Source organism: Capnocytophaga sp. oral taxon 326 str. F0382 (assembly GCF_000318295.1).
In the GTDB taxonomy this organism is placed as follows: Bacteria; Bacteroidota; Bacteroidia; order Flavobacteriales; family Flavobacteriaceae; genus Capnocytophaga; species Capnocytophaga periodontitidis.
Window position 1 is genome coordinate 21,978 of sequence record NZ_KB291456.1, and the last position, 24,681, is coordinate 46,658.

Annotated in this window: 9 protein-coding genes; 3 read left to right on the forward strand and 6 right to left on the reverse strand. The window is 39.1% G+C overall.

Annotation, left to right across the window (positions count from 1 at the left end; all coding sequences use genetic code 11):
- Positions 1-3: 3 nt before the first annotated feature.
- The gene (locus HMPREF9073_RS12330) at positions 4-1,041 is read left to right on the forward strand and encodes a phosphatase PAP2 family protein (RefSeq protein WP_009414109.1); all 1,038 of its coding nucleotides are present in this window, start codon (positions 4-6) and stop codon (positions 1,039-1,041) included.
- Between the two features lie 56 nt (positions 1,042-1,097).
- On the opposite strand, the gene ric is transcribed toward HMPREF9073_RS12330, so the two are convergent.
- From ric to HMPREF9073_RS12365, 6 genes are all read right to left on the reverse strand, one after another.
- Complete coding sequence (ric, locus tag HMPREF9073_RS12335) at positions 1,098-1,820, reverse strand: iron-sulfur cluster repair di-iron protein (protein WP_009414110.1); 723 nt, start codon at positions 1,818-1,820, stop codon at positions 1,098-1,100.
- A 607-nt stretch (positions 1,821-2,427) separates the two neighbouring features.
- Complete coding sequence (locus HMPREF9073_RS12345; protein WP_009414113.1) at positions 2,428-14,634, reverse strand: T9SS type B sorting domain-containing protein; 12,207 nt, start codon at positions 14,632-14,634, stop codon at positions 2,428-2,430.
- A 549-nt stretch (positions 14,635-15,183) separates the two neighbouring features.
- A complete protein-coding gene (locus HMPREF9073_RS12350) occupies positions 15,184-16,353 on the reverse strand; it encodes a DUF1735 and LamG domain-containing protein (protein ID WP_009414114.1) in 1,170 nt (389 codons plus the stop codon).
- A 21-nt stretch (positions 16,354-16,374) separates the two neighbouring features.
- Positions 16,375-17,475: an endo-beta-N-acetylglucosaminidase family protein gene (locus HMPREF9073_RS12355; RefSeq protein WP_009414115.1), complete on the reverse strand. Its 1,101-nt coding sequence runs from the start codon at positions 17,473-17,475 to the stop codon at positions 16,375-16,377.
- 18 nt (positions 17,476-17,493) lie between these two features.
- Positions 17,494-19,125 (reverse strand): SusD/RagB family nutrient-binding outer membrane lipoprotein, encoded by a 1,632-nt coding sequence (locus HMPREF9073_RS12360; RefSeq protein WP_009414116.1) that lies wholly within the window; start codon positions 19,123-19,125, stop codon positions 17,494-17,496.
- A 17-nt stretch (positions 19,126-19,142) separates the two neighbouring features.
- Complete coding sequence (locus tag HMPREF9073_RS12365) at positions 19,143-22,184, reverse strand: SusC/RagA family TonB-linked outer membrane protein (RefSeq protein ID WP_009414117.1); 3,042 nt, start codon at positions 22,182-22,184, stop codon at positions 19,143-19,145.
- A 482-nt stretch (positions 22,185-22,666) separates the two neighbouring features.
- On the opposite strand from HMPREF9073_RS12365, the gene HMPREF9073_RS12370 reads away from it, so the two are divergent.
- Together HMPREF9073_RS12370 and HMPREF9073_RS12375 are read left to right on the forward strand one after the other, a co-directional pair.
- Positions 22,667-23,338, forward strand: a complete 672-nt coding sequence (locus HMPREF9073_RS12370; protein WP_009414118.1) for a response regulator transcription factor — start codon at positions 22,667-22,669, stop codon at positions 23,336-23,338.
- Positions 23,339-23,340: 2 nt separating this feature from the next.
- Positions 23,341-24,618 (forward strand): HAMP domain-containing sensor histidine kinase, encoded by a 1,278-nt coding sequence (locus HMPREF9073_RS12375; protein ID WP_009414119.1) that lies wholly within the window; start codon positions 23,341-23,343, stop codon positions 24,616-24,618.
- Positions 24,619-24,681: the final 63 nt, after the last annotated feature.

Consider the following 24,681-nt stretch of genomic DNA (forward strand, 5'->3'; position numbering starts at 1 on the left):
TAAATGAAATACTTTTTACTTTCCCTGTTTCTCTTTCCTCTCTCCCCTACTATAGCGCAGGAAAACGATTCTATTCCACAAACTACATTGGATAGCATTGCAAATGCTTTGCAAGGCTCACACCCATCTGAAGCAGATTTATCAGGCAAACAATATAAAATCAATGATAATCTAACCTATGTATACCAAAAACCGCGTTTTGTGGATATCTTCAACAAAATACCACGCAACATAGGTAAATCGGCAGTGGAGATGGTGTCTAAACCGAATTATCCTTACGGATTGGCAGCTATTGGTGCTACTGCTGCACTTATACCCGCTGACCCTTGGCTCATTAGAGAGAGTAGAAATTTGGGAGAGAATTTAGGACTAAATGAAGCACATACCTATAAAAAGTTAGGTTTTTTGAAGATTATTCCCGCCGATGTAAACTCAGCAATGTATTTTATTGGCAATGGTGCGACTTTTATCATTATCAGTGGGGGGATGGCTACTTATGGTCTTATCACAGGTGATTATCGCGCCAAAAGTACTGCTATGCAGATATTAGAAAGCATTATCGTATCGGGGGCATTTGTACAACCTATCAAGCGACTTACAGGGCGCGAGAGTCCGTTTATAACCGCAGGCGATGGGCGTTGGCACAGTCAGTGGACATTCGCTCCCAGCTTTAAAGCTTACCAAGAGGATACCCCTATGTATGACGCTATGCCCTCTGGACACCTCACTACTGCAATGTCGGCACTCACAGTGATTGCCGAAAACTACCCCGACTACAAATGGATAAAGCCTGTAGGTTACACAGCTTTAGGTTTGATGTGCTACGAAATGATGCAAAGTAAAGTACACTGGGCTTCCGATTACCCTATTGCCCTATTTGTGGGCTATATTACCGGTAAAACGATTGCTAACAGACGCATTACTAAAGTAAAAACAGAAGAAGTGAATGCTCTCAACCCTAAAAAATATCATTGGGAATTCAGTACTTCCAATACTTGGGACGGCTATCAGTTAGTAGGGGTAAATATTAAATTTAGATAAGAGGTAAGAGATAAGAAAAAAGCTGTTCAGCGGGTGCTGAACAGCTTTTTTTGTTATTAGCCTCTTAGTTGTTTTTCTAAAGCGATGGCTTTAGGGAAAAGGATATTGTTTTCGAGGTGGATATGGCGGTTTAAATCGGCTTCAAACTCTTGGAGCATTTGATAGGTTACTTTGTAAGTATTGCAAGCGTCGGCGGGAGGTGTATAGTTATCGGTAAGTTTTACGATTTCTTCAAAACGATCACCTTCAACGCTGTGTTCTTGCATCATCATTGCTACAGGGTTCTCTACTGTACCGAAAGGTATTTCACCAAGAGGCTCACCTGATTGTTGTTTTTTCACGAGATTTTCGATGTAAGGAAAAAGTACGTTTTCTTCTTTTACAAAGTGAGATGCAAGGTCTTGTGCACTCTCATTGAAAATACGATTGATCTCAAAAAGTTCGGGGTGGCGCTCACCGTGTACACGACATAGTTTGTCTAAGAACTGCAAGAGCATAGGGGTTTTGTCACGCACGTATTGGTGGTGGATGCGCACGATGTAGTTAGCTAAAAGGTCGAGAGGCCAATCGCGTACATCTACTTCGTTGCTATTGCCTTTAGGAAGAGCTTCTAATTCGTTGATAAGGGCTTGCTTATCTATATTTTTTTTGTCGCAAGCCTCTTCTATGGAGCGACCTCCTTTGCAGCAAAAGTCGATACCGTGTTTTTTAAATATAGCGGCAGTGCGGAAATCGTCGGCAACGATTTCGCCAATGGTTTTGTTTGTTGATATACTCATAGTGAATTAAATTTTAGGGTGCAAAGATACGAAAAGTATTTGGATAATAAAAGTGTTTAAAGTCTTTTTTATTATATTATTCTATAAAGTGCTAAAAATAAGAAGTGAAAAAGTATGAAAGACACTTTTTAACAGTATTCAATTTTTGGCATTGTTTTAACATTATCTTTAGATATTTTGTAAAGGAAAAAGAATTTTATTGTATAAAAATCAATGATAGCGAGTTTTTAATATATTTTCTGTAGTTAAAAATCATTATTTTTAATAATCCTTTTAAATATTTTTAAATATTTTTTAAGAAAAAGTTTGGTAGTTCATAATTTTATTGTACCTTTGTGCCGTCAAGAAAAGGAAATGAAAGAAATAGTGACTTTTTCATAGCCATAGAAACCAAAATACAATTGTGTGTAAAAAGATAAAGCGTAAAACAAAAAGTTTTTTTCATAATTTTTATTTTTAAGTTTTCTTTTTTATTATTAAATTCAAAAAGGCGGCCTAAGAGATTGGGCGGCCTTTTTTTATAGGTAAGAGATAAGAAGTAAGAGGTAAACAAAAAAGCTGCCCGAAAAAGGCAGCTTTTTTGTTTTGTTATGATTTCACTTTATCATTAACGATAAAGGGTGAAGTTACCGTTGAAGATACGGGTATCAAACTCGTCGGTGAGTTCGACGATGTACCAATAGTCGCCAGTAGGCATATCTCGACCTTCATACTTACCATCCCAAGCTTCACCAGCTCTCAACACTTTGAGTCGGCGACCGAAACGGTCGAAGATAGTAGCGCGTAGGAAAGGATATTTCTCAACGTGCATAGGAGCCCAAGTGTCGTAAACACCGTCGCCGTTAGGCGTAAAGAAGTTAGGTATCATCACATCGAAATATTCTTCGTATATAGTATCAGAGGCTATACATCCTGAAGCATCGATTACTTGTACTTCTACTTTCTTCTTAGTTTTTCCACTTATTGGGTCTACATAATCAGGATCGGTGATTTTGAGTTCGTATACATTATTTGTATCGTAATCTTGACCGTTGAATACGTAACGATATGGTTTAACTCCATCTTTACCTTCTACTTGCAAGGTATTCACTACTGTAGTAGGGGTTCTTGTAAGTTTAAGTTTTTCAACTTTTTTCACCTCAAATGCATTTGCGAGTGTAATGCTACAAGTTTTTGAGGTTTGGGTGATAGAGTGTATATTGGTATAGATAAGCTCTATGGTTTGAGTTCGGATATTGGTATTCAAATCTGGAGGGGAGATATACCATACATTCACTCCGTTACCTCTTTCTACAAAGTTTTTAGGAGTTCCGGTTCCGTTGAGTCTATATGTTACTTTATTCACATCAACTTGGTCTTTGAAACGCACTTGTAACTGAGTATAAGGGTTATTGTTTTTACAAGAACTAATCACTTCGAGGTCTACATTAAGGTCTGGTGCTGAATCTACGGTAAACTCGAATGTAGGTGACATTGTACAACCACCATTAGGGCTACTATCGGTTACTTCTATTCTCCATTCACCTGCTCCAAGTCCAGTATCACGGAAAGGAATTGTAGTAGGAGTTACGCTTGTTAATAGGAGATGAGGACTATTAGTGTATTTATTCAATACTTTTATAGTGTAAGGAGGGCGACCGCCTTCTACTGTAAAGTCAATAGCCGCATCAGCACCGCCATAGCATACTTGCAATTCGGAGGTAGCAGAAACAATTGATACTTTTATAGGTTTAGGTTCTATCACCTCTAATTGTGATTTTATAAGGCTACAGCCCCAAGTATCCATAATTTCATAAGTATAGAAACCTGGTGATAGTCTATCGAATTTAGGTTCATTGCGTTGTGGACCTAATATTTCTCCTGTTCCTTCATTTAGGAGTGTATAGTAGAAATTACCAGATCCACCTGTTACAGTACCAGATACGGTGATAACACCATCGACACTGCCTACACAAGTAGGATGTTGGGTAACAGTAACTACTGCTGCAATAGGATCGGGGTCTAACAAGGTTACACTGGTAGTACCTGAAGCTACGTTACAACCCCAAGCATCGGTGATGGTGATGTTGTAAGTAAGCGATCCACCAGGGGTACCTGTAGCACCTAACTCTTTGAACAATACGCTATCGCCATCTAAGGTAATGTTTTTCTGTTTAGTGATAGCACCACCTTGTATATTTACTGTATAAGGAGCCCAACCACCTGATACGGTAACGAGTATTTCGCCACGGTTGTTATCGCAGGTTACACTTCGTGTTTCTTTAGCGAACACGGTAATAGGTTCGGCAGCTTCTACGAGTTCAAAGGTAGCTACAGCGCTACAACCTGTAATTGGAGAGGTTGCTTCTACTTTGTAGTGACCTGCTGGTAAGCCTGTGTGAACTTTAGTACCTGATGGTGAGAATGGTCCTATGATAGGTGTTCCTGTAGGTAATGGAGTTATCACATAGTTGAAACCATTTGCCACTTGGTCACCATCGGAAAGACGGGTATCGGTGAGTTCTAAGGTGATTTCACCTCCAGTACCGCCTTTACAAGTGATACGTTTAGGATCTTTAGCTTCGAGCAATAGGGTGTTAGGTTCTAACACGCTATAGTTAGCTGTAATCTCACAATTAGTAACCATATTTTTTGCTTTAATGATATAGTTACCAGGGTCGGCGATTGTAGCAGACCAAGTGAGAGAGTTGAGTATTACTGGCGAACCAACAGTTCCTGGCCAACCTACTTTAATAATGCTATACTCAATAGGTTCATTGCTGTATACAGTAGTAGTGCTTACTGTTATACTTAACATTTCGTTTTGAACACAAGTTTTAGTTTGTGTTTGGTTTGCTATCAAGCTACTCATTATCAGGGTAGGTGAAATAGTTTCTACAGTAGTAGAAGCTGAACAACCATTGGTATCGAATACTTCGGCATAATAACTATTCGCGGCAGTGAGATAATTAGGCAAAGTATAAGTATATTTAGTTACGCCATCTTCTATTTGTTGCTGGTTCACCAAAGTTCCTGAAGCAGTTTTAAACTCTACTCGAGTATACTTACCTGTACCTCCTGAAACTCCAGAGAGATCAAAGTGAAGTTTAGGATTAGCACTTTCGCCTGTGAGATAACCTTCATCGTTTAATGTACATTGGTACTCTTCTTTAGTGAGAGCGCCTGTTGTAACAGTTACTACATCGGGTGAGGTTACATTTACAGTGATGGTAGCTGTACAACTATATACTGATTGAGCAGAGATATAGTAGTCAATTCCACCGGTGATCTTAGGCCCTGAAGGGACTCCTATAAATGTAATGTAGTTCACATTGGTAATGCTTGTTACACCTGCTGGTGTGAGACCTGTAGTTTTATCTACAATATTAAATGTATAAGGAGCAATACCCACAGGAGTAGCTTTCACACGGATTGTTGCTGTTTCGTTAGCACAAGTAGGTGTTGAAACTGAGAGTATTTCGAGTTGAGGTACTTCTGGTGCTACTACGTTGAAATCCATTATTTTTGCACATTCGGCTGAAGTACCAAAAGTGGTGGCATCGTATACGTGGATGCGATAAGCTCCAATACCATAACCGGTAGGTACACTGTAAGAGGTACCTGGTACTGCAGTGCCAGGAGGCACTATAGTTACGGCACGTTCGTTAGGAGTACCCTTATCAACGATTCTATACAATCCTATTTTATAAGAACCTGAACCTCCAGTAATATTTGTTACACTGATGGTAGTAGTAGCTGAGCCGCCGCAATACATAGGTGTATGAGAAGCATCGTATTTAATCATCTCGTTCACTCTAAAAGTAGTGCTGGTTTCGCAACCATTGGCATCGCGGAACGAAATAGTGTAAGGTGATGCGTTAGGTGCTAAGCGTATAGGCAAAGTAGTTTGGGTAGCTACTGTGATATTTTGCCAGTTTGTAATACCATCAATTTTGTATTGGTTTTGACCTATACCTACAGTGTTGAACAGTACACTAATAGGATAATCGGCATTGTCGCTACAAGCGTCGAGTACTGTTACTGATGCAATAGAAGGTTGAGGATCCATTCCTACTACTACTGTAGTATTAGTGAGACAGCCATTGGCATCTTTTATAAATATTTGCCAATTACCTGAAGGTACATCTTTAGCGACACGATCAATAGAGTTTGCGAGTGCATTATCTAAAGCATTACCTGTAGGGGCTGGAGTAGCCAAATTGTGATAGTAGTACTGGTAAGGAGCTGTTCCACCTGCAGCTTCTATTGCTATTCTACCCAAACCTACATTAGCAGGCTGTTTGCAGTTTGCTAACTTGGTTACTGTTGCTGTAGCAGTGAGTAATGAGGTAGATTTACCTATAGTAAACTCTTTGCTACCCATTGTACAGTTATTACCATCGGTAAAGAGTATAAAGTAACGACCTGCAGGAACTCCTGTAATTGTAACATCAGTTTCTGTACCTGACACTGGGATAGTTCCACCTACAGGGCCTATGGTAGGATCTAAAAGTCCTGGAATGAGAGATGGTATATAGCGATAAACTTTATAGGTCAAGAGAGTTGTTCCTGCACTCCAGTTTTTCAAGTTTACAAATACTTTACCATCATTTGCATCGGCACAAGTAGTAGAAGCTGTTCCATTGATTGTTATCTTCAAATTAGATTGTGTAGGAACGTGGATGTTTGCTTCTTTAGTGAAGGTACATTGGGTATTAGCATCGTATACTATAAAGGTGTAAGTAACCCCTGGTACCAAACCAGTAAAGGTGTGTGTAGAGGCTTGTACTACTGTACCATCGGAAAGGGTAGTAGAGACTACTGCTCCACCGCGATACCAAGTGTGGCCATCAGGCATTGGTTTTACACCTCCGGTTGCTCCATAAGGGATTTGCATACCTTCGTGGTAAACAGCTATGTACTGTCCGTCTTGGATTACTCCTCCACTCTTATCGTATACTGAGATTGCTACTTCACCGCTATTTCCTGCACAACCTGTAACGCCAGTTGGGCGTACATCTAAGCCATTGGCTTCGGAATTTACGACGAAGTTGTGAGTATACTTACAACCTTTGGCATCTTCTATTACTATTTGGTAGTTACCGATGTCTAAATTGTTGTAAGGAACAATTGTGTTTTGAGTAACATTGTTTTGAGTTTGAACATCAACGCCATTTTTCACTAAAGTAAATTTGTATGGAGCTGTACCACCTTTTGTAACTACTGCTTCGGCAATTGCCAATTGGGTACCTGAAGAGGCACAACGTATAGGTGTGTGAGTAACGGTTGCTACCATAGCTGTTACTTGGGAAACTGTAAATCCTACAGGTAGTGATTTACAAGAGATAGCATCTTGAATTGTGATGGTATAAGTACCAGGTTGCAATCCAGTGATATCGGCTACTGGGTGTGATTGTGTGGTGAGTCCATCGTCTACTAACAAGGTGTAAGGAGGAACTCCACCAGTTACGCTGGCAGGGTTGATGTGTATTTTACCAGTATTAGCACCTGCACAACTCACATCTTCGACAGTAGGACTTACTGCAAATGAAGGTAATACTACTTTTACTACTTGTTTATCAGAGGTAACATTACAATAGTCGCCATTAGGCATTAGGTAACGGACTCTAAAGTAGTAGTCGCCTTCTACTTTGGTTTTGAATGTATACACATTTGCTGATTGGCTCAAGGTCATACCAGTACCTACAGCGGCAGTAAATCCAGTGGTAGGGTTATGACTCCACAAGAATTCACGAGTTCCTACTCTACCGCCTGTATAAGTAATTTTATATTCGGCTTCGCTATTTGCGACACAACTCAAGGCATTTACAGCAGTTACTTGTATACGCAATGGGTTTTCGATAGTATAGGTAGTATTAGTTTGGCAATCAGCGCCATCTTTAATTACAAAGTTGTATTGACCGGCGGTAAGATTTTCGAATATATGAGATGTACCACCAGCAACAGAGCCATTTTCAAAGGTAGCACCACCATCTTTACTAAATTTATACTCGCCATTACCGTTGAGGACTTTTAGTTGCAAACGACCGGTATTATTTCCTCGGAAGCAAGGTTCTAAGTCAACTACTTCTACTTGTAAAGGTTTCACATCAGGAACCTCTAGGGTAGCGGTAGTAGTACAACCGTTATTATCTTCCACCTGTATAAGGTAAGTACCTTTAGAGAGGTTAAAGTCGGCTTCGTTATTTACTGCGTTTTTATTATTAGCTGGTGTTGTACCTGTAATAGGTGAGAAACTGAAATTTTTATAAGGTTTTGCACCTCCATCGCCAGTAAATCGTACAGAAGCAAAAGTATTCAAACAAGTTACAGGCGCTGTAATGGTAGCCGTAACGGTGAGTGGTATAGGTTTTTTGATTGTATAGTCGACACTTGTTTCGCAATTATGGTCGGAAGTACGACGTACAAAGAGCGTTCCGTTGTTTACTGCACTAAGACCGGTGATTGTAGCGACTCCTTGAGTAGCTGTAAGCGGTGTAAGTGTTAATGGAGTCCAAACGGTAGCACCAGCGACGTGATATTGTACTGAGTTACCAGCGGGGTTATTGACTATTAAATAGATAGAACCATCGTCTTTTCCGCATTTTTCGTCGTAGGCAGTAGCTTGTACTGTAAATGCTCTGTTGTTATCTACTTTCACTGAGATACTTTCGGCGCGTACGGCACATAGTTTAGTAGGTTGTGAAATTACGATATCATCAATAGCTAAGTCGCTACCTATTGTAGAGGCGGCGGCAGTATTTCTAATTTCGAGTACAGCGGTATTGAATGTAATATCAGTATCGGGGAAAGTTATTTCTTTTTGTTCCCAAGCAGCCATACGTTGCAATTCACCTAATGATCGTTGTACGCCGATAGCAGGATTACCTGGGGTATATAGGCGTACCAATATGTTAGGGTTAGCACCTCCGACAAAAGTAGGTGGCAATAGGTTGAATAAATGCATTGCTACTTTTAGTTCGGTATTAGGGACTATATCTTTAATTGTATGTCTATAGATTACCCCGTTATCGTTATCTGGAGAAGTGCCGTTGATAGCTAAGTAGCGACCATCGGTAACGCCAGAGGCATCGGAAGGAGGGGTAGTCACCCAATTGGTTCCGCCAGTAGGTACTTGGCGAGTGATCATATATTGGTTATCACCCAAAGTAGTTGCGCCGGCGGCACAAGTGATAAATACTGATTGTGAGTCACAAGTATCATTACCTTTGCCAAAGTCTTCTTTGAACAAGATGTTAGGTGTGGTACCTGTAGCTGTAGCAGGAGTATAAATAGCTTCGATGCTATATACGCCTGGTGGGAGTGTAAAGACATTAGAGGTACGAGTTTCGCTAAGGGTACCGTCGTCTTTTATGATTCGATATTCGTAGTTACCTGCTGGATTAGCAGTTACGGTGAAGGTACCTTTACCTTCGCAATCGTAGCTGACTGTAGTAGCGGTAACGGTAGGGGGTACTATTGGGCGGATAGTGATAGGGATTTCGAGGGTACACTTGTTGCTATCGCGTACATATACCACACTAGCTGTAGATCCTACCATTAGTACAGGGTTAGTGCTATAGGTTACGTTGTTAGTACTATATTCGTAGCCAGTACCTGTACCACCGCTAACGTTGTTGACACGTACTTTGTACTGTGATGGAGTAGCGGTATCGCAAGAGATATCTTCGATCACACCAGCATAGGCACGCAAAGTACTTTCTATACTGTTGATTACGATATTAGGGTTTCTATAGGTACAAGTTGCACTTGCAGAAGAACCCATTTTAATTTTTATTTCTATTTCATATTTACCAGCAGTAAGGTTATCGAAGAAACCAGTACCATTTTCGTCAATATAAGTTTTACCACCGAAGTTATCGAACTTATAGAGGGTAGTTTTTACATTTTGTATAGTGTTGTAAGTTACAGAAATCTGACCGGTATTATCGGCGAAACCACAAAGAATATCGCGTGTTTTGATGGTGTAGCCCAAGAAGCTTTCGGGATAGATTTCTACTTCAGGGGTAAGGGCATAGGCACCTGTATCATCTTTAGCGATGAAGATGTACTTACCAGGTTGATCGATATGTATATCGCTTTCGATGAAGCTAGAACCTACCGGAATAGTTGATATAAAGGCTGAAGCTGGTACGGAAGCATAGTCGGAATAGCCGTTTTGTACGATGCCGTCTATACTCCATATTGCGAATTGATAAGGGTTTTTACCGCCGGTAGCTTCAAATCGCATTGAGCGGAGGTTACATCCTTTCCAAGCTTTAGCGATGGCTTTAGCGCTAAGAGTAGTAACTTTTTTAATTTCTTGAGTTAATACTAATTTACAGCTATCGGGTAATGCTGGAGAGGTTATTTCTACAGTATAGGTTCCTGGTGTAGTAACAGGAACGCGGTACTCTAATTGAGTAGTATTGACAAAAGGCTGACCGTTTTGGTTTACTACGTTTCCAAAAGCATCTTTTAGTACATATTTATAGGTAATACCAGCTGTAGCCATTTGTACGTGGATATAACCTTGTTGATAGTTAGTAATATCGCCGTGGTCAAGGATTCTTCCGTTGAGAGAATTAGTGAATACATCAAAATAGAATTTAGCATCACAACCTTCAGGATTAGTTACTTTCAATCGGAAATGGCCTTGTGCATTAGCGACGAAAGTACGGTTAGAATGTACATCTTCCCAAGCAGCATCATCGACATTAGGGCAGTTCAAGCTGGTAGGGTTAGAGCCAGGTTTGAGTTTTTGCCATACGAAGTTGCTATTTTTAAAGTTTACTACTATATTGCGTGAAGGCTGGTTACACAAGATGAAGTGACTTACCCAAATGTTGTTATCGGCACACAAATCACCTCCGTTAGACTGCGGTTTGATAGGGTCGGCGAGGTCTTCAGGGGTTTGCAATTGTATTATCTCGGTAGTGGTATAGGTTACCCCGCCACACACTGCTATTTTTTCTACTTTATAGGTAGCTGTTTGTGTAGCATCAAAGAAAGAATCGTTGTTAGGGTTAGGTTGTAAGATGTTATTTTTATACCATTTGTATTCAAGGAAACCTGGTATAGCCTGAATGCGGAAGGTACTGATGCCAGAACCGTTGCTACAAGCTAACTCGTTACGCATACAGTTTTGTGTAGAGATAGCGATTGTTTTAGATCCTGTAGCTGTTTGCTCGGGGATTGTACAGCCAGTCAATCCACCTACATAGGTGAATGAATAGGTAGAAGTGAGCAAGTTCATACAAGGTTTACCTATTTGGGTACAATCGCCATTGAGAGTGATAGGGATGAGTATGGTTCTCTCATTAGCTCCAGGGGTAAGGGTTTGTTTAGGTATATCGATTGTAAAAGTATTAGCGGTGCTAGCTACCACTGTAGGGTGGTAGATAGTTTGTTTAGCTTTACTGAAATCGGGGGGACCTATTGTGATATTGGGGTGATTAGGCAATGTAATCTGCAAGGTAGCAGTAGCGACATTGGCTGTACCTTCGTTTTTATATCTCAATCGGTAGTAGAATGTTTCGGTAAGTCCTAATTCGCGGTTGATAGGACTTCCGGAAGCATCTACATAGTCGTTATCCACTTTCATTTTTACGGCACGTGAGTTCACCACTACATTGAAAGTACAAGTAGCGGTATTACCCGATGTATCTTTGAACACATAGGTAACTGTGTGAGTACCTATATCGAATCGTTGTCCGCTTTGGTGTGACTGGCTCCAAGTACCGATACGGCAATCGTCGGTAGCCGTTACAACACCCCAAGTAGGTACACCATAGCAACGTCCGGAGATAGCTTCAACGGTGATAGTTCCAGTAGGGCAACCTGTAATTACTGGAGGGGTTGTATCTTTAGCGAACTGAATTGTAATAGAGGCTTCACCGTTGCGATTTACGCATAAGTTAGGGTCTTGCAATTTGTAACGCACGACATATTTAGTATCGCGGGTTACGGTATCGGAGATTGTTTGAGCGAAGCCTAATTCGGTTTCGGTACCATTAGTTTCTATACGGAACCACTCGATATCGAAGAGCTGTGTAGAACCACCGAAGGTAAGATCGACTACGTCGCCGTTACAAGGGTTTGTAGAGCGGGCAACATAACTAATTCCTGGGGAGGTATAGCTATCGGTATTTACGAGGACTTCATCGGTATAGACGCCACAAGCGTGGGAAGTAGTAACTATATAGGTGCCATTGGCTACGTTTTTGAACACGTGGTTCGTAGCGGTGGAGGTAGCGCCGAAAGTTACTGTTCCTACCTGAGCATTGGTAACTTTGTTCTTAAGAGTAAAGGTAAGAGGGTATCGGATATAGTCGGGGTTTTTAATACCAACTGCTACGATACCGGAACCTGCAGATCCATTACAAGAGGTACCTACTACATTTCGTTGGAGTTCTCCTGTTGGTTTCACAGTGAGATAAACTCTACTTCTATGGAGGGCAGTAGTACCGTTGGTTTGAGGATCGGAAGGGTTTATGATGTCAGGAGAATTGATCATACTATAACCATTTACGACACCATTAGGGTCGGTAAGGTTTTGCCAATTCATTATTCCTGTACTTCCTGATTGGGCACTATCTTTCCATACGCCTTGTTTCATACGCATATAGTAGAAACCTCTGGCTTCGAATAAGTAGTCGCCCTCAGGGAGGTTGTTGAAAGTATGATTAGGGTTTCTTGAAGTAGCAACCACTATATCGTAATTACCAGAGGGGCTTTTTCTATATAAGGTATAGACAGCATCGCGTATAGTTCCTATAGGAGAGGAACTTATGTCGTAAGTTACTTTAGAAGAGCCTGCACAACCTTGTTCTACTTTTACTTGATCTCTATCGTACTGCATTGGGGTATCGAAATAGAACTCTTTGGAAGTAGTATTATTACAGTTATCGGTAAGTGTAATGCGATAATTACCAGCTGGTAGGTCTCCGAATTGGAAGAGCCCAGTATTAGGAGGTGCTGTTTGAGGGTTGAGCAAAGTTCTTACGATAGGGAATGTATAAGTAACTGTACGCTGAGAGGTTTCGAAGGGCATAGAAGTGCGGAAATTGTAGGTACGATTTCCTGTTCCAGCTCCTGGGTCGTCTAAGTAATCGATTGATACAGTTACGGGATAGTTAAATTGCTCGGGGGAGAGCCATTTGCGTATTGATACGGTTCCTTTGAATACGCCTTTATTTATCTCAATTCCGTGGAATTGTTTTGCTATTTCATTGGGTTTAGCTTTTATTTCGACAACGCGTTTAGGCTCGTAGCAGAAAGAAGAACCATCTGCTTTTTTAGCTTTAAACTTGACCATATAGTAACCATCGGGTAATCCGGATAGGTCGGCATAGTTTTCGTTGAGCCAAATTACGTTTCCGCTTTCATTTGACCATTTAGAAGTATCGGTTTCGTCCATTTGGTTGGTAGTATAAGCGTTATTCCAACCGGGGAAGCCTGTACCTATAAATTTATATATTTCGTAATAATATCCTGCGCCTGAGAAAGAAGCGTTAGGGTGCCATTTGCCTACTAAGCCGTTATACCAATAATAAGTGCCAAAATTTAATGTTTGGGTAGGATCATCGGCATCGGGCAAACGCACGGAGCGCCAATAGTTATCGACGTATAAATATCTTTGAGTAGGGTCGGTACATAATTTTGAAGGGTTTACGTTCAAGTCTGAACGGTTTAGAGCTTCAATCACTCTTGAACCAGAATTATCTCTAAAAACATCTTGATTAGAATAAGCTGGGCTACTTGCAGTATTGTTTATAACATTTAAGATACTTCCATCGAGTTTAAATTTTCTTTTAATAGGGTTTTTTCCTATATTTACTATTATTTCTACTATATCGTTTTCTTGAAACACATAAGGGGTAGTGAAAGACGAAGAATTAGCTATCTGAGCTCCACGCCAAGCCATATCAAAAGTAGAGGCTATGGGATAGGAAGCAATGAAATTTCCTGCTGAATCGTAACGTTTTACGAATACAGCATTAGAAGTTTTTATTTGATTTTGGAAGTTAGAAAGTGTTACATTATCTTTACGAAGCAACTGAAAAGAAAGACCTATCTTACAGTTTTCATTCATTCGTATGCCTGAATTAAGGAAATTGAGTTCTAAATCTAAGCAGGCTAAAGAGAGAGAGGGTTGGAGTATGGTGATATTGGTTTTATTGGTATCTCCACAGTTAGGGACTCCTCCGGCTAAATCTTCTACAGAGAGTTCATAGTCACTACCGACAGTGATAGGGTGAGTTGCTCCTCCTTGAATAGTAATAGGTAGAGACTGAGAAGCGGTAGTTTTGGTATGGTTACCACTATATATTAAGGTGCCTCCTTTGGTGAGTTTTACTACAAAAGGGCCTTTGGCGCCGGGCTGGATAGTAAAAGCGACGCTTCCATCATTACCTGCACCGGTACAGCTTGGGGGGTTAGATTTTAGAGTATTTGCTACAAATAGGGGTGGTACATAGGTAGAAGTAATGGTTATCACCTTTGGATTTGTAGATTTTTTATTAGTAGCTACTTCTATCATAGTAACGGTATAGGTACCGGCTTTGAGAGTAGTAAATTCGTAGCTATCTTTACCTGTTACGCCTATTTCGAGAGGCCAGGTACGACCTGTTGGGTCGTTAGGGATATCCAACTTCACTTGCAACTTAGTGCCTGTAGGCCCCATACCTGCAGGTATGGATACTTTTATTTTACCATCAGAACTACATTGGCCATTTTCACCAATGGCTGAGAAGTTGTTTAAGTTCAATGCTTGGGCACTGAGCCCACCCATTGCCATAAGTAGTAAGAAAATTGTTAGAAAAAACTTTTTCATAATGCTATAAATGCTATTTTGAAACGATAGTACACAACGGTACTTTAATGCACAAAAGTACACATTTCCAACGAAACTGCAAAATCTATTTTTGTTAAATGTTAAAACTAATAGGGTGTTTATAAGGGGCTACCTTTATTTAATTAATGCAGCAACAATTATACAACTGTATCATTTATAAACAAATAGCATATAGTTAAACTTTCTTACACAGGGTTGTCAGCAGTTGTTTATATTTTATATTTTAACTTTTTGTATACAAAAATTTAACAGTTTGTAACTAGCCCCCGAACCCCCGAAGGGGGACAAGATGGAAAAAGATGGTGGGAATAGGGGGAGCGGTGGGAACGGTGGGAACGGTGGGAGATAACCCCCGAACCCCCGAAGGGGGACAAGCTGCAAGTGGGAGGAACAAGCTGCAATTTATGTGTTGATGGGGGAATGTGTCAAAAAATAACCTTTGCCAAAGTTTTGATAGCTTTTATGCTATAAACTTTGGCAAAGGGTGTGAGGTATAAAAATACTACTATTCTTTATTATTTGATAAGATTAGTTTTGTCTTGGTGGGAATACGTAACCATTACCACTATTGTTATCAAAAGTAGCAGTGCTTGGTTTAGCCATATGAGCTCCAGTAGCAGACCAGTCCCAAAGTTTAGTTTCGTCGTCAGTTATAGTACCGGTAGCTCTATCGTATTTCTTACCGTTAAGTGGGTAGTAGAACAATAATCCTTCTGATTTAGGGTCGATAGTTTTCCACATATTTTTCTTAATTTCAGTAGGATTTACAGCTTTTTTCCAGAAACGTACTTCACGTATCAGTTCGTTGCTACCGCCAATCCACAAACCTGTAACTGAATAAGCACCTGTACGTATTTCGCGAGAGGCTACTTCTACTCCATTTACAAATACTTTGGTAGTTTTACCATCATACCAAAAAGCAAGCATATACCATTCACCAGGTTTAGCTGAAAGTTTATCAGCAGGGATGTCTATTTGTGAAGCTCCGGTTTTGATTTGCAATTGATTAGGACGGATAGTTACATCACCAAAACGAGTGTATATTTCATTAAGAGGTTCACCTACAGCTTTAGTACCTACAATAGAACGGTTGTTTTGATTATAAGCACTACGGTTCACCATTACCTCTAAAGTCCATTGATCTACTGTGTGAGTATTAGGAAAGACATCAGTTTTTTCAGATCCAGATCCTGATATTCTCAACACTTTGGTTATCAATTCTTGTTCTATTAAGATGATAAAAGTATCTTGTCCTTTAATTGTTTTGATACCATTACCACGCAATTTAATAGGAAGGGCAAATGATTTTCCTAAAGGGAATTGTACATTTTTTAGTTTTAAAGAGACATTCCCTACGGCATCTGATACTTTGAAAGTAACATTTTTATTTACTTCATACATTGAAGAAGGTAATAATACATAAGAAGTACCATTAGCTTCATTATAGGCTTTTAGTTGTGCCTCATTACCTACTTCGAGAGTAGCAGATTCACCTCCTGTAGAGGGGCTTACCAATTTTACTGAGAAGTTTTTCACTATATACTCAGTATTTTCAGCTAAGTTTACCGTAAGGCTGGTGCCCCCATCAATATACACTGCTTGGTTAGCTTTGTGTTCTTTGAGGTCGTTGTCGTATAATTCATCTTGGCAAGCTACTAAGGTACTTAGTATAGCGAGCCCTGCTATTATTTTTTTCATTATTGTATACTTTTAGTAGTTTTATTGATAATTGCCTGGATATTTTTGATTACCGTAATACAAAGCTTTTCTGAGCCATTTGTACTCAGGAGTGTTAGCATAGTCATACTCCATGTGATAAGAACCTACTCCACCAATGCGTTTACCACTTGGCAAATCGAAAGTAGCATAATCCAATATTTGAGTACCTTCCATACTATTCAACTCATTACGTACACTTCTGTATCCTGAAACACCTCCAGTACGCCAAGTTTGTTCAAATTCAACTGTGATAATGGTTTTTCGTTCCCAATCATCCAAGTCTCCTTGTTGAATTTTCCATTTTACTGAATTTGTACTTCTTTCCCAATAAGCTTGATAGATATAATGATCTACCAATTTAGAAGTTTCTTTGGAAAGATAATAAGGTTCTCCATCCATTACGAGCATACGTCCTTTGGGACGAAGCCTTGCACTAAGGGTTTCTATAAACACTTGCATAGGATTATCACCTGCTATATCTCCTATATAAGATACATCAGCTAAGTCACCACTATGTCCATAGCCAGGTTCAAAGTCGATATCAAAACCATCGAGGTTATACTTTTCAATGGTATCAGCAATGGCATTAGCATAGGCTTTTACGCCTTCATTGAAATTACCACCACCTTTTTCGTTTTTCCAATACTGAATACGGTCTTTACCTACTGGAGTTAAAGGGCCTCCGAGGTCTTGTACTATCCAGCACAAAAGAGCCTTACCTCCTTTTACTTCTTGGAAGAATTTCAAATCTATTTTTTGTTCTTCAGAAAGTTTACCTCTTGTACCCCATAATGATACAAAATCTACGCTATCGGGCAAGCAACGCAAATAGTTTTGAGCGTTATCACCTTTACCTGTCCAGTTACCGAACCAACCAAAGCCTTTTACGCGAGGTTTAGTGCGGTACTCTTCACGCAATTTTTTGTAATACTCTCGCATGTGAGGATTCAAATCAGATTCTTTTTGCGCTTCAATTAGATATACTAATTTTTGTACATCTTGGTTGTCGTAAGTAAGGCGCTCAGTTTCTGTCCACTTACTACATCCTACTGCAGCAAGAGCTACAATAACTAAAGAGAATAAAAAACTATATTTTTTCATTTTTCTTATTATTTAAGGTTAATTTTGTTGTGGTCTATTAGGGCGTACCCACCATAAACGAGTAGCACCTATATCGGGTCCTCCTAACAAAGCAGGCACTTCTGTTTGTAACTTATTATTAGTTAAATAATCTTTAGCAGAATATTTAAATCGTTCAGGCACAAAGCAGGTAGGACAACCTATGCGGCTAGGCGCAGAGGTATCTTGATATTTCATAATTAATGGGTAGCCTGTGCGTCTGTACTCAGTCCAAGCTTCTACTGCATTAGGATACATTGCCAAATACTTTTGAGTAATAATTTTTTGAAGATGTTGTTCTTCTTCCTTACCTGTTTGCACATCATCCCATTTAGGTGAAATATTGTTAGTTACTAAGTCATAAGTATAAGGAGCATACCAATAAGAATTTAATTCTTGAGGTTTATTAGTACTTGACAAATAATTAGAAGGCATAGAGGTGCCCATTTCTTGGAACGACATTCTCACACCCTCTTCGTAGAAGCCTTGAGCTTGTGAAGCAGAAAGCCCTCCTAAGCCATATAAAGCAGCTTCAGCTTTCAAAAATAACACTTCAGAGGTACGCATCCAAGATAAAGGTGAGTTATCATCTACGTTAGGTTTGGAAGCGAAGAAAGCCGTATTGCGAATACCTTCATATTTAGGGAGGCTTGCTGTAGGAGCTACTGCATAATAATCTTCCACATCTCTATAGGTTCCTTTTTTGAAAAGGACAGCTATACGAGGATCGTTATATCCTTTAAGGTAAGACCATATTGTAAGCCCCATACGAGTTTCGGAGTAATCTATAGAAGCTATCATAGAGTTTTTAAGCGGTTGTTTAGGTGAGTTACCTATTTTAGCTTCATCGGCAGCTTCAGTCATCACTCCTCCTGCCAAAGCTTTAGCTATATAAGTATTAGCTAAAGCAGCATCTTTGAAGTGAGCTCGTACTGCCATACGCAACATCAAAGAGTTGGCGAATTTTTTCCATTTAGCAATGTTGCCGCCGTAAATAAGGTCGTAATCGGCCATTACTGTAGTTCCATTGTCAAGTACAGCTAAGCATTGGTCAAGTTCTTGTAACATTGCTTTGTACACATCTTCTTGTTTATCCAATGATGGAGCTATATCGCCATTACCAGCATTGCTATACACTATAGGTCCGAATACATCAGTAGCGCGAAGCCAAGCTGTAATTTTGATAATATTAGCAAGGGCTAAAGCTCTTTTTTGTTGTACATCTTGAGAGTTGCCGATAGATTTTTTAATAGAATTCCATTCGGTAAACAACTTAGTGTAAAAGCATTCATAAGCATAAGACATTCTACCATCGTTGAAATTCCAAGTAGCTTCGATATTGAAATTCCAATTGTTGTTATTCCCGAAATAACCTATATAGTTCCCTGAGGAAATAAGGTCGGTAACTTGCAAATCATTACCAGGCTCTGTAGTTTTAGCAGGAGCTCCAATAGGAATTACATACTGTTGCATTTGTAGGAAACTATTACCATAGCCTACTATACCACTTTTGGCTAACTCTTCATCGGTTACGCCATAAGTATTTTTATTGATATCCTTATAATCTTTTGTACAGCTTGCTGTGGTAAAAAGACCTATAAGCAATAGTGAGTTTATAATTATTTTTTTCATTATCGTTTTTTTAATTATTAAAAGCCAAACTTCACACTTACACCATAGCCTCTTAAACTTGGTAACATCCAATTGTCATAACCTTGACCTGTGATACCTGTAGTTGCTGTAAGTTCTGGATCGTAAGGAGCTTTGTTATAAATCATCCAAAGGTTATTACCAATGAGTGAAATACTCAAATTTGAAAGAGATTTACCTAATTGTTCTTTAGAGAAACTATAGGTAAGAGCTACTTCTTGCAAACGTACATTGGTAGCTGAATAGACATAGTAAGAGTTCATACCAGGGTCAGAAATAGCACGATAGTAAGTTTCAGGTTTTACTTTGAAATTACCCATTTGTACATATCCGAGGTCGCGAGCATCGGCAGTAGCTTTAGATACTCCATAGCGATCTAACCATTTTTGAGTTTCGGAAATAACAATACCTCCAAGGCGTGCTTTGAACAAGAAACTCAAAGAGAGATTTTTGTAGCCTACATTACCACTCCAACCTAAAGTCCAATCAGGATTTACGCTACCTAATTTATAAGGTTCAGTATTTTCAGTAAGTAGTGTACCACTACCATAGTCTACTAATCCGTTAGCATCTCGTTTGATGCGTTTGTTATCATATACATCACCTATATCACCTCCTTCACGCAAGCGGAAGCGTCCTACTTGTATTTCAGAAAAGTCCAGAGTTTCTGCTGGATTAAGAGGGTTTTGAACTTTTGAACCTAATTCTATAATTTTATTACGGTTTGCTGATGCAGTAATATGAGTAGCAAAATTGAATCCTTTTTCAAACTCTTTGTTATAACCTAAAGTCATTTCAATACCTCGGTTTTGGATATTACCTGCTTGTAAGAACATATAGTCATATCCTGATGTTTTTGACAATTCTCTTTTGAGCAATTGGTTATAGGTATTAGAATGATACACTGTAACATCGAATGACAAGGTATTTTTAAGCCATTTGGTATTTAAACCTATTTCATAAGAACGAGTACGTTCAGCTTTAAAATCAGGAAGAGGATAATACTTATAGGCTTGAGGTATCCCCCCTACGAGTTCTCTGGTTTCAGTTCCTTTGGTAAGACCTGTATAGGCGATAGGAGAACCTACCTCAGTATATGAACTGCGTATTTTAGCGAAACTTAACACTGGGTATAGTTTTTGGCGTTGTTCAGAAGAGAGCAATTCAGTAAGTACTCCTGAAAGACCTACAGAAGGGTAAAAAATAGCTTCTTCTTTAGTGTTTACGAGTTGAGAAGGCCAGTCGGTACGCCCTGTAAGGGTAAGATATACTAAAGATTTCCATCCTAATTCAGCAGAAGCAAAGACTGCTATGTTACGTTTTCTACTGTCACCACCTGTTTCTATAGGCACAGAGTTATTAGGGTCGATATTGTTATAAGTAAACTTATTAGCAAGACGGAGCAATTGTCCTCCATACCCTCTTCCTTTGGTATCATAATCCTCAAATGAAGAACCCACGTTAGCAGAAAGGCTATAATCTTCTTTGAATGTAGCATTATAGTTCAACATAATATCTACATATTTTTGACGGAAAGTTTCCTGTGCATAGCTATAAAAACCTTTTTCTTTGGCATAGGTAAGTATAGTACCTGCATAACGTTTATCTTCTTTCTCAGTATAAGTATTATCTATACGGAAACGAGTGGCTACATTCAAATTTTTCAAAATATTGTATTTGAGTTGCCCTGAGAACATATAGCGATCTTTCGCTAACGGACGTATATTGCGATAAGCTATCCAATAAGGATTTTGGATATCAGCTCCAAAACCACCTACTGACCAATATTGTTTTGCATAACCTGCTCCTACATCGTAACGCTCAAAGTACTTTTCTTGCTCGAAATCATTACCACGAGGATATAAATAAGCACCTACAATAGGGTTGAAATAAGTACCATAGCTAACCATATTGCGTTCGTATTGACGAATATAGCTTGCTGATAAATCAAGTTCCAGCTTATCGTTTAAGAAAGAAGAAGTATTGCGAATAGTCATATTATAACGGTGATAAGCACTATTAGGCACTATCCCATCCGATTGTATATGAGAAGCTGAGGCAAAAGTTTGATTATTCTTATTTCCTACCGATAGGTTTACTGCATTATTAAGCGTAAGCCCTGTTTTGAAGAAATCTTTAGGGTCATAAGAAGTAGGTGTAGAGAGTTTATCACCCCAAGAGTTATAATCGCCAGCTTTGTTTCCATAGGTATTTTGAAATTCTGGCATTATTAGAGGATTCGTAAGTTCTACAGAAGAAGAAACATTAAGTTTCATTTTCCCTTCTTGACCTTTTTTAGTATTGATAAGGATTACCCCATTAGCAGCTGCAGCACCATAAAGAGCGGCTGCTGAAGGACCTGTGAGTACGTTGATACTTTCGATATCTTCGGAGTTAAAGTCGGCAATACCTTCACCAGAAGCTCGACCTGAACCAAAAGAAGTACCATCACCTGATCTATCGGATTGGTTACCAATAGGCACCCCGTCCACTACATAGAGCACGTTGTTATCACCACTAATGGATTTAGCACCACGCATTACTACTTTAGTAGCTCCACCTACTCCAGCAGAACTACGCTGGATATCTACCCCAGCAACTTTACCATTGAGAGTATTTACAAAGTTTGCATCTTTCACCTTTGTAAGCTCTTCGGCTTTTACTTGTTGTATGTTATAACTCAAGGCTTTTTCTTGGCGTTTGATACCCAAAGCGGTTACCACTACCCCACCGAGTTGTAATGCTTCTTCTTGCATTACTATATTAAGGGTGAGATGCCCTTTAGCTTGAGTTACTTTTTTCTGCTGAGTAGCATACCCTAATGAGATGAACTCAAGGGTCTCATTTGCATTTGCTTGAATTTCATACTTCCCATCAAAGTCGGTAGAAACTCCACGTGTTGTACCTTTAATGACAACACTCACACTTGGCAGTGGCATTCCATCACCGCCAGTAACTGTACCTGTTACTTTCGTTTGTGCCATTAGCGCACCGCTAAACAATGCAAAAACGAAAATCAGCATTGATATTTTTACTTTCATTACTTTATTGAAATAAATTAATTTTGGGGCAAAGTTATGAATACATTAACATAATGCAAATTTTTTGAGCAATTTTTTTTTCGTTTTTTATATATTTTCTTTTTAAAATATATAGTAGTTTGATAATCAAACGAAATTAAATAAGATTATTTTTTATTTTATTCACTTTCTAAATTTGCAAATTTTAACTGTAAAAAAAATGAATATTGAATTGTTTTTTTACTTTTTACCAAATTAAAATCATAAAAACATCAGATTTAAGATATTATTTTTACTAAAAATGAATTTCAGGTTAATTTATTGTTAAATTTGGAGTAATGAAGCTTTACAAGGGTATTTGAGACAAAAATAATCTTTCGATATTTTTTAAAATATTTTAATAACTATTCGTCTTACGTATATGAATAATATAAAAATAACAAACTAAAATTACTAATTGACAAATTGCTTAATTAACTAATTATCTTTATCTTTGCCCCCGTATGAAAATATTGATAATAGAAGACGAAAAAGAACTGCGGCTTACCCTGCGACAGTTTCTTGAAGAAGAGCATTTTTTAGTAGAAACAGCGAAAGATTATACCTCTGGTCTTTCTAAACTCGCTGATTACGACTACGACTGTATACTGTTGGACATTATGCTGCCCAACGGCAGTGGTATGCAGCTCTTAGACGAGCTCAAAGCGATGAAAAAGAACCACTCGGTACTCATTATATCGGCGAAAGACTCGGTGGAAGACAAGGTGTTAGGGCTTGAAAAAGGAGCTGACGACTATCTGGCAAAACCGTTTCACCTGGCAGAACTCTTGGCTCGGATAAAATCGATTATACGGAGAAAAAACCAACAAGGTGAGGAGGTGATTCATCTTAAAAACGTACGTCTTTTCCCGAAAACACGTACTGTGAAGGTAGGTGAGGAGACTCTGACTCTCAATCGCAAAGAATACGACCTATTATACTACTTTATGATTCGCCCTGATCGATTGGTGGAGAAAATGACACTCGCTGAAGCTGTGTGGGGTGACTATATAGACCAAGTAGACAGCCTTGATTTTATCTATTCGCAAATAAAAAACCTTCGAAAAAAACTCAAAACCGCTGAAGCTGAGATAGATTTACAAGCGGTTTACGGCATTGGTTACAAATTGGTATAAGGATGAAAATATCATTGAAAAACTACACTCTGCGCTACCTTACACTCGCCTTCTTAGTGATTTTGGCGGTGTGGGCAGTTGTATTCTACGCTTATATTTTAGATGAAGTGTACGACAATATAGACGATGGACTTAAGGATAAAAAGACGCTTATTATCCAAAATATCCTCCGCCACCCCGAACTGTTGCAAGTGAATGAGTTTGGTATAGAGGATTTTAGGGTCTACCCTTCACAAGAAGATTTTTCTGACCGCAATATCCTTAGCAATGCATTTTTCTATATGCCTTTTGACGATGAAGATGAGCCTTATAGGGTGCTAAAAACAGGGTTCTACGACCGCGATATGAACCCTTATACGCTTGAGATACGCACTTCGACAGTGGAAAAAGATGACCTATTATTCAACTTGGCGGTTGCCTTGGGGGTGCTTTATGTGGTGTTAGTGTTTTCGATGTATCTTATCAATCTATTAGTAATCAACAAAATATGGAAGCCTTTTAAGGGAATTGTCTCTGCAATTAGACAATATGAGGTGGGGAGTAAAACTACTCTACAACCTATCACTACTGAGGTTATAGAGTTCAACATACTGCACGACAACATCCAACAGATGTGGCAGCGTAATGAGGTGATGTTTGAGGAACAAAAGGTGTTTATTGAGAATGCTTCACACGAACTACAAACGCCCTTGGCTATCACGCTCAACAAATTGGAACTGCTCAGCAATGATTCGTCGCTGACTGAGAAGCAATTGGTGCAACTGAGTGAGGTAAAACAATCGTTGATGCGAATGAGTCACCTAAACAAGTCGCTACTGATGCTCACTCGTATAGAAAATCAACAATACAAGCAAGCAGAATATATTTCATTTCAAACTCTTACTACTGATATTATAGAAGACTTGAGTGATTTGATAGCCTTTAAATCATTGGAAGTAAACATAGAAGAAATAAGTGATTTTCAAGTAGAGATGAATCCTGATTTGGCAAGGGTGCTCGTTTCAAACTTATTGCGCAATGCTATAAAATATACTGAAAAGGGGGGCAATATACAAATATTGATAGAAGAGAATCGTTTTCAAGTAAAAAATACTGCCAAAGATATAATGCGCTTAGACCCTTCTAAGATTTTCCAACGTTTCCACAAGGGAGAGCAGGATGCTACTTCAACGGGTTTGGGTTTAGCTATAGTAAAATCGATTGCAGAGCGCTATCATTTAAAGGTGTATTACACTTTTGAGGAGGGAAAACACTGTTTTCAGGTAACAGGGGTTAGGTGATAGGTTTCAGGGGTTAAGAGTATAAAGAAGCTATCCTAAAAGTTTTTCTTGAGGGGACGTTTG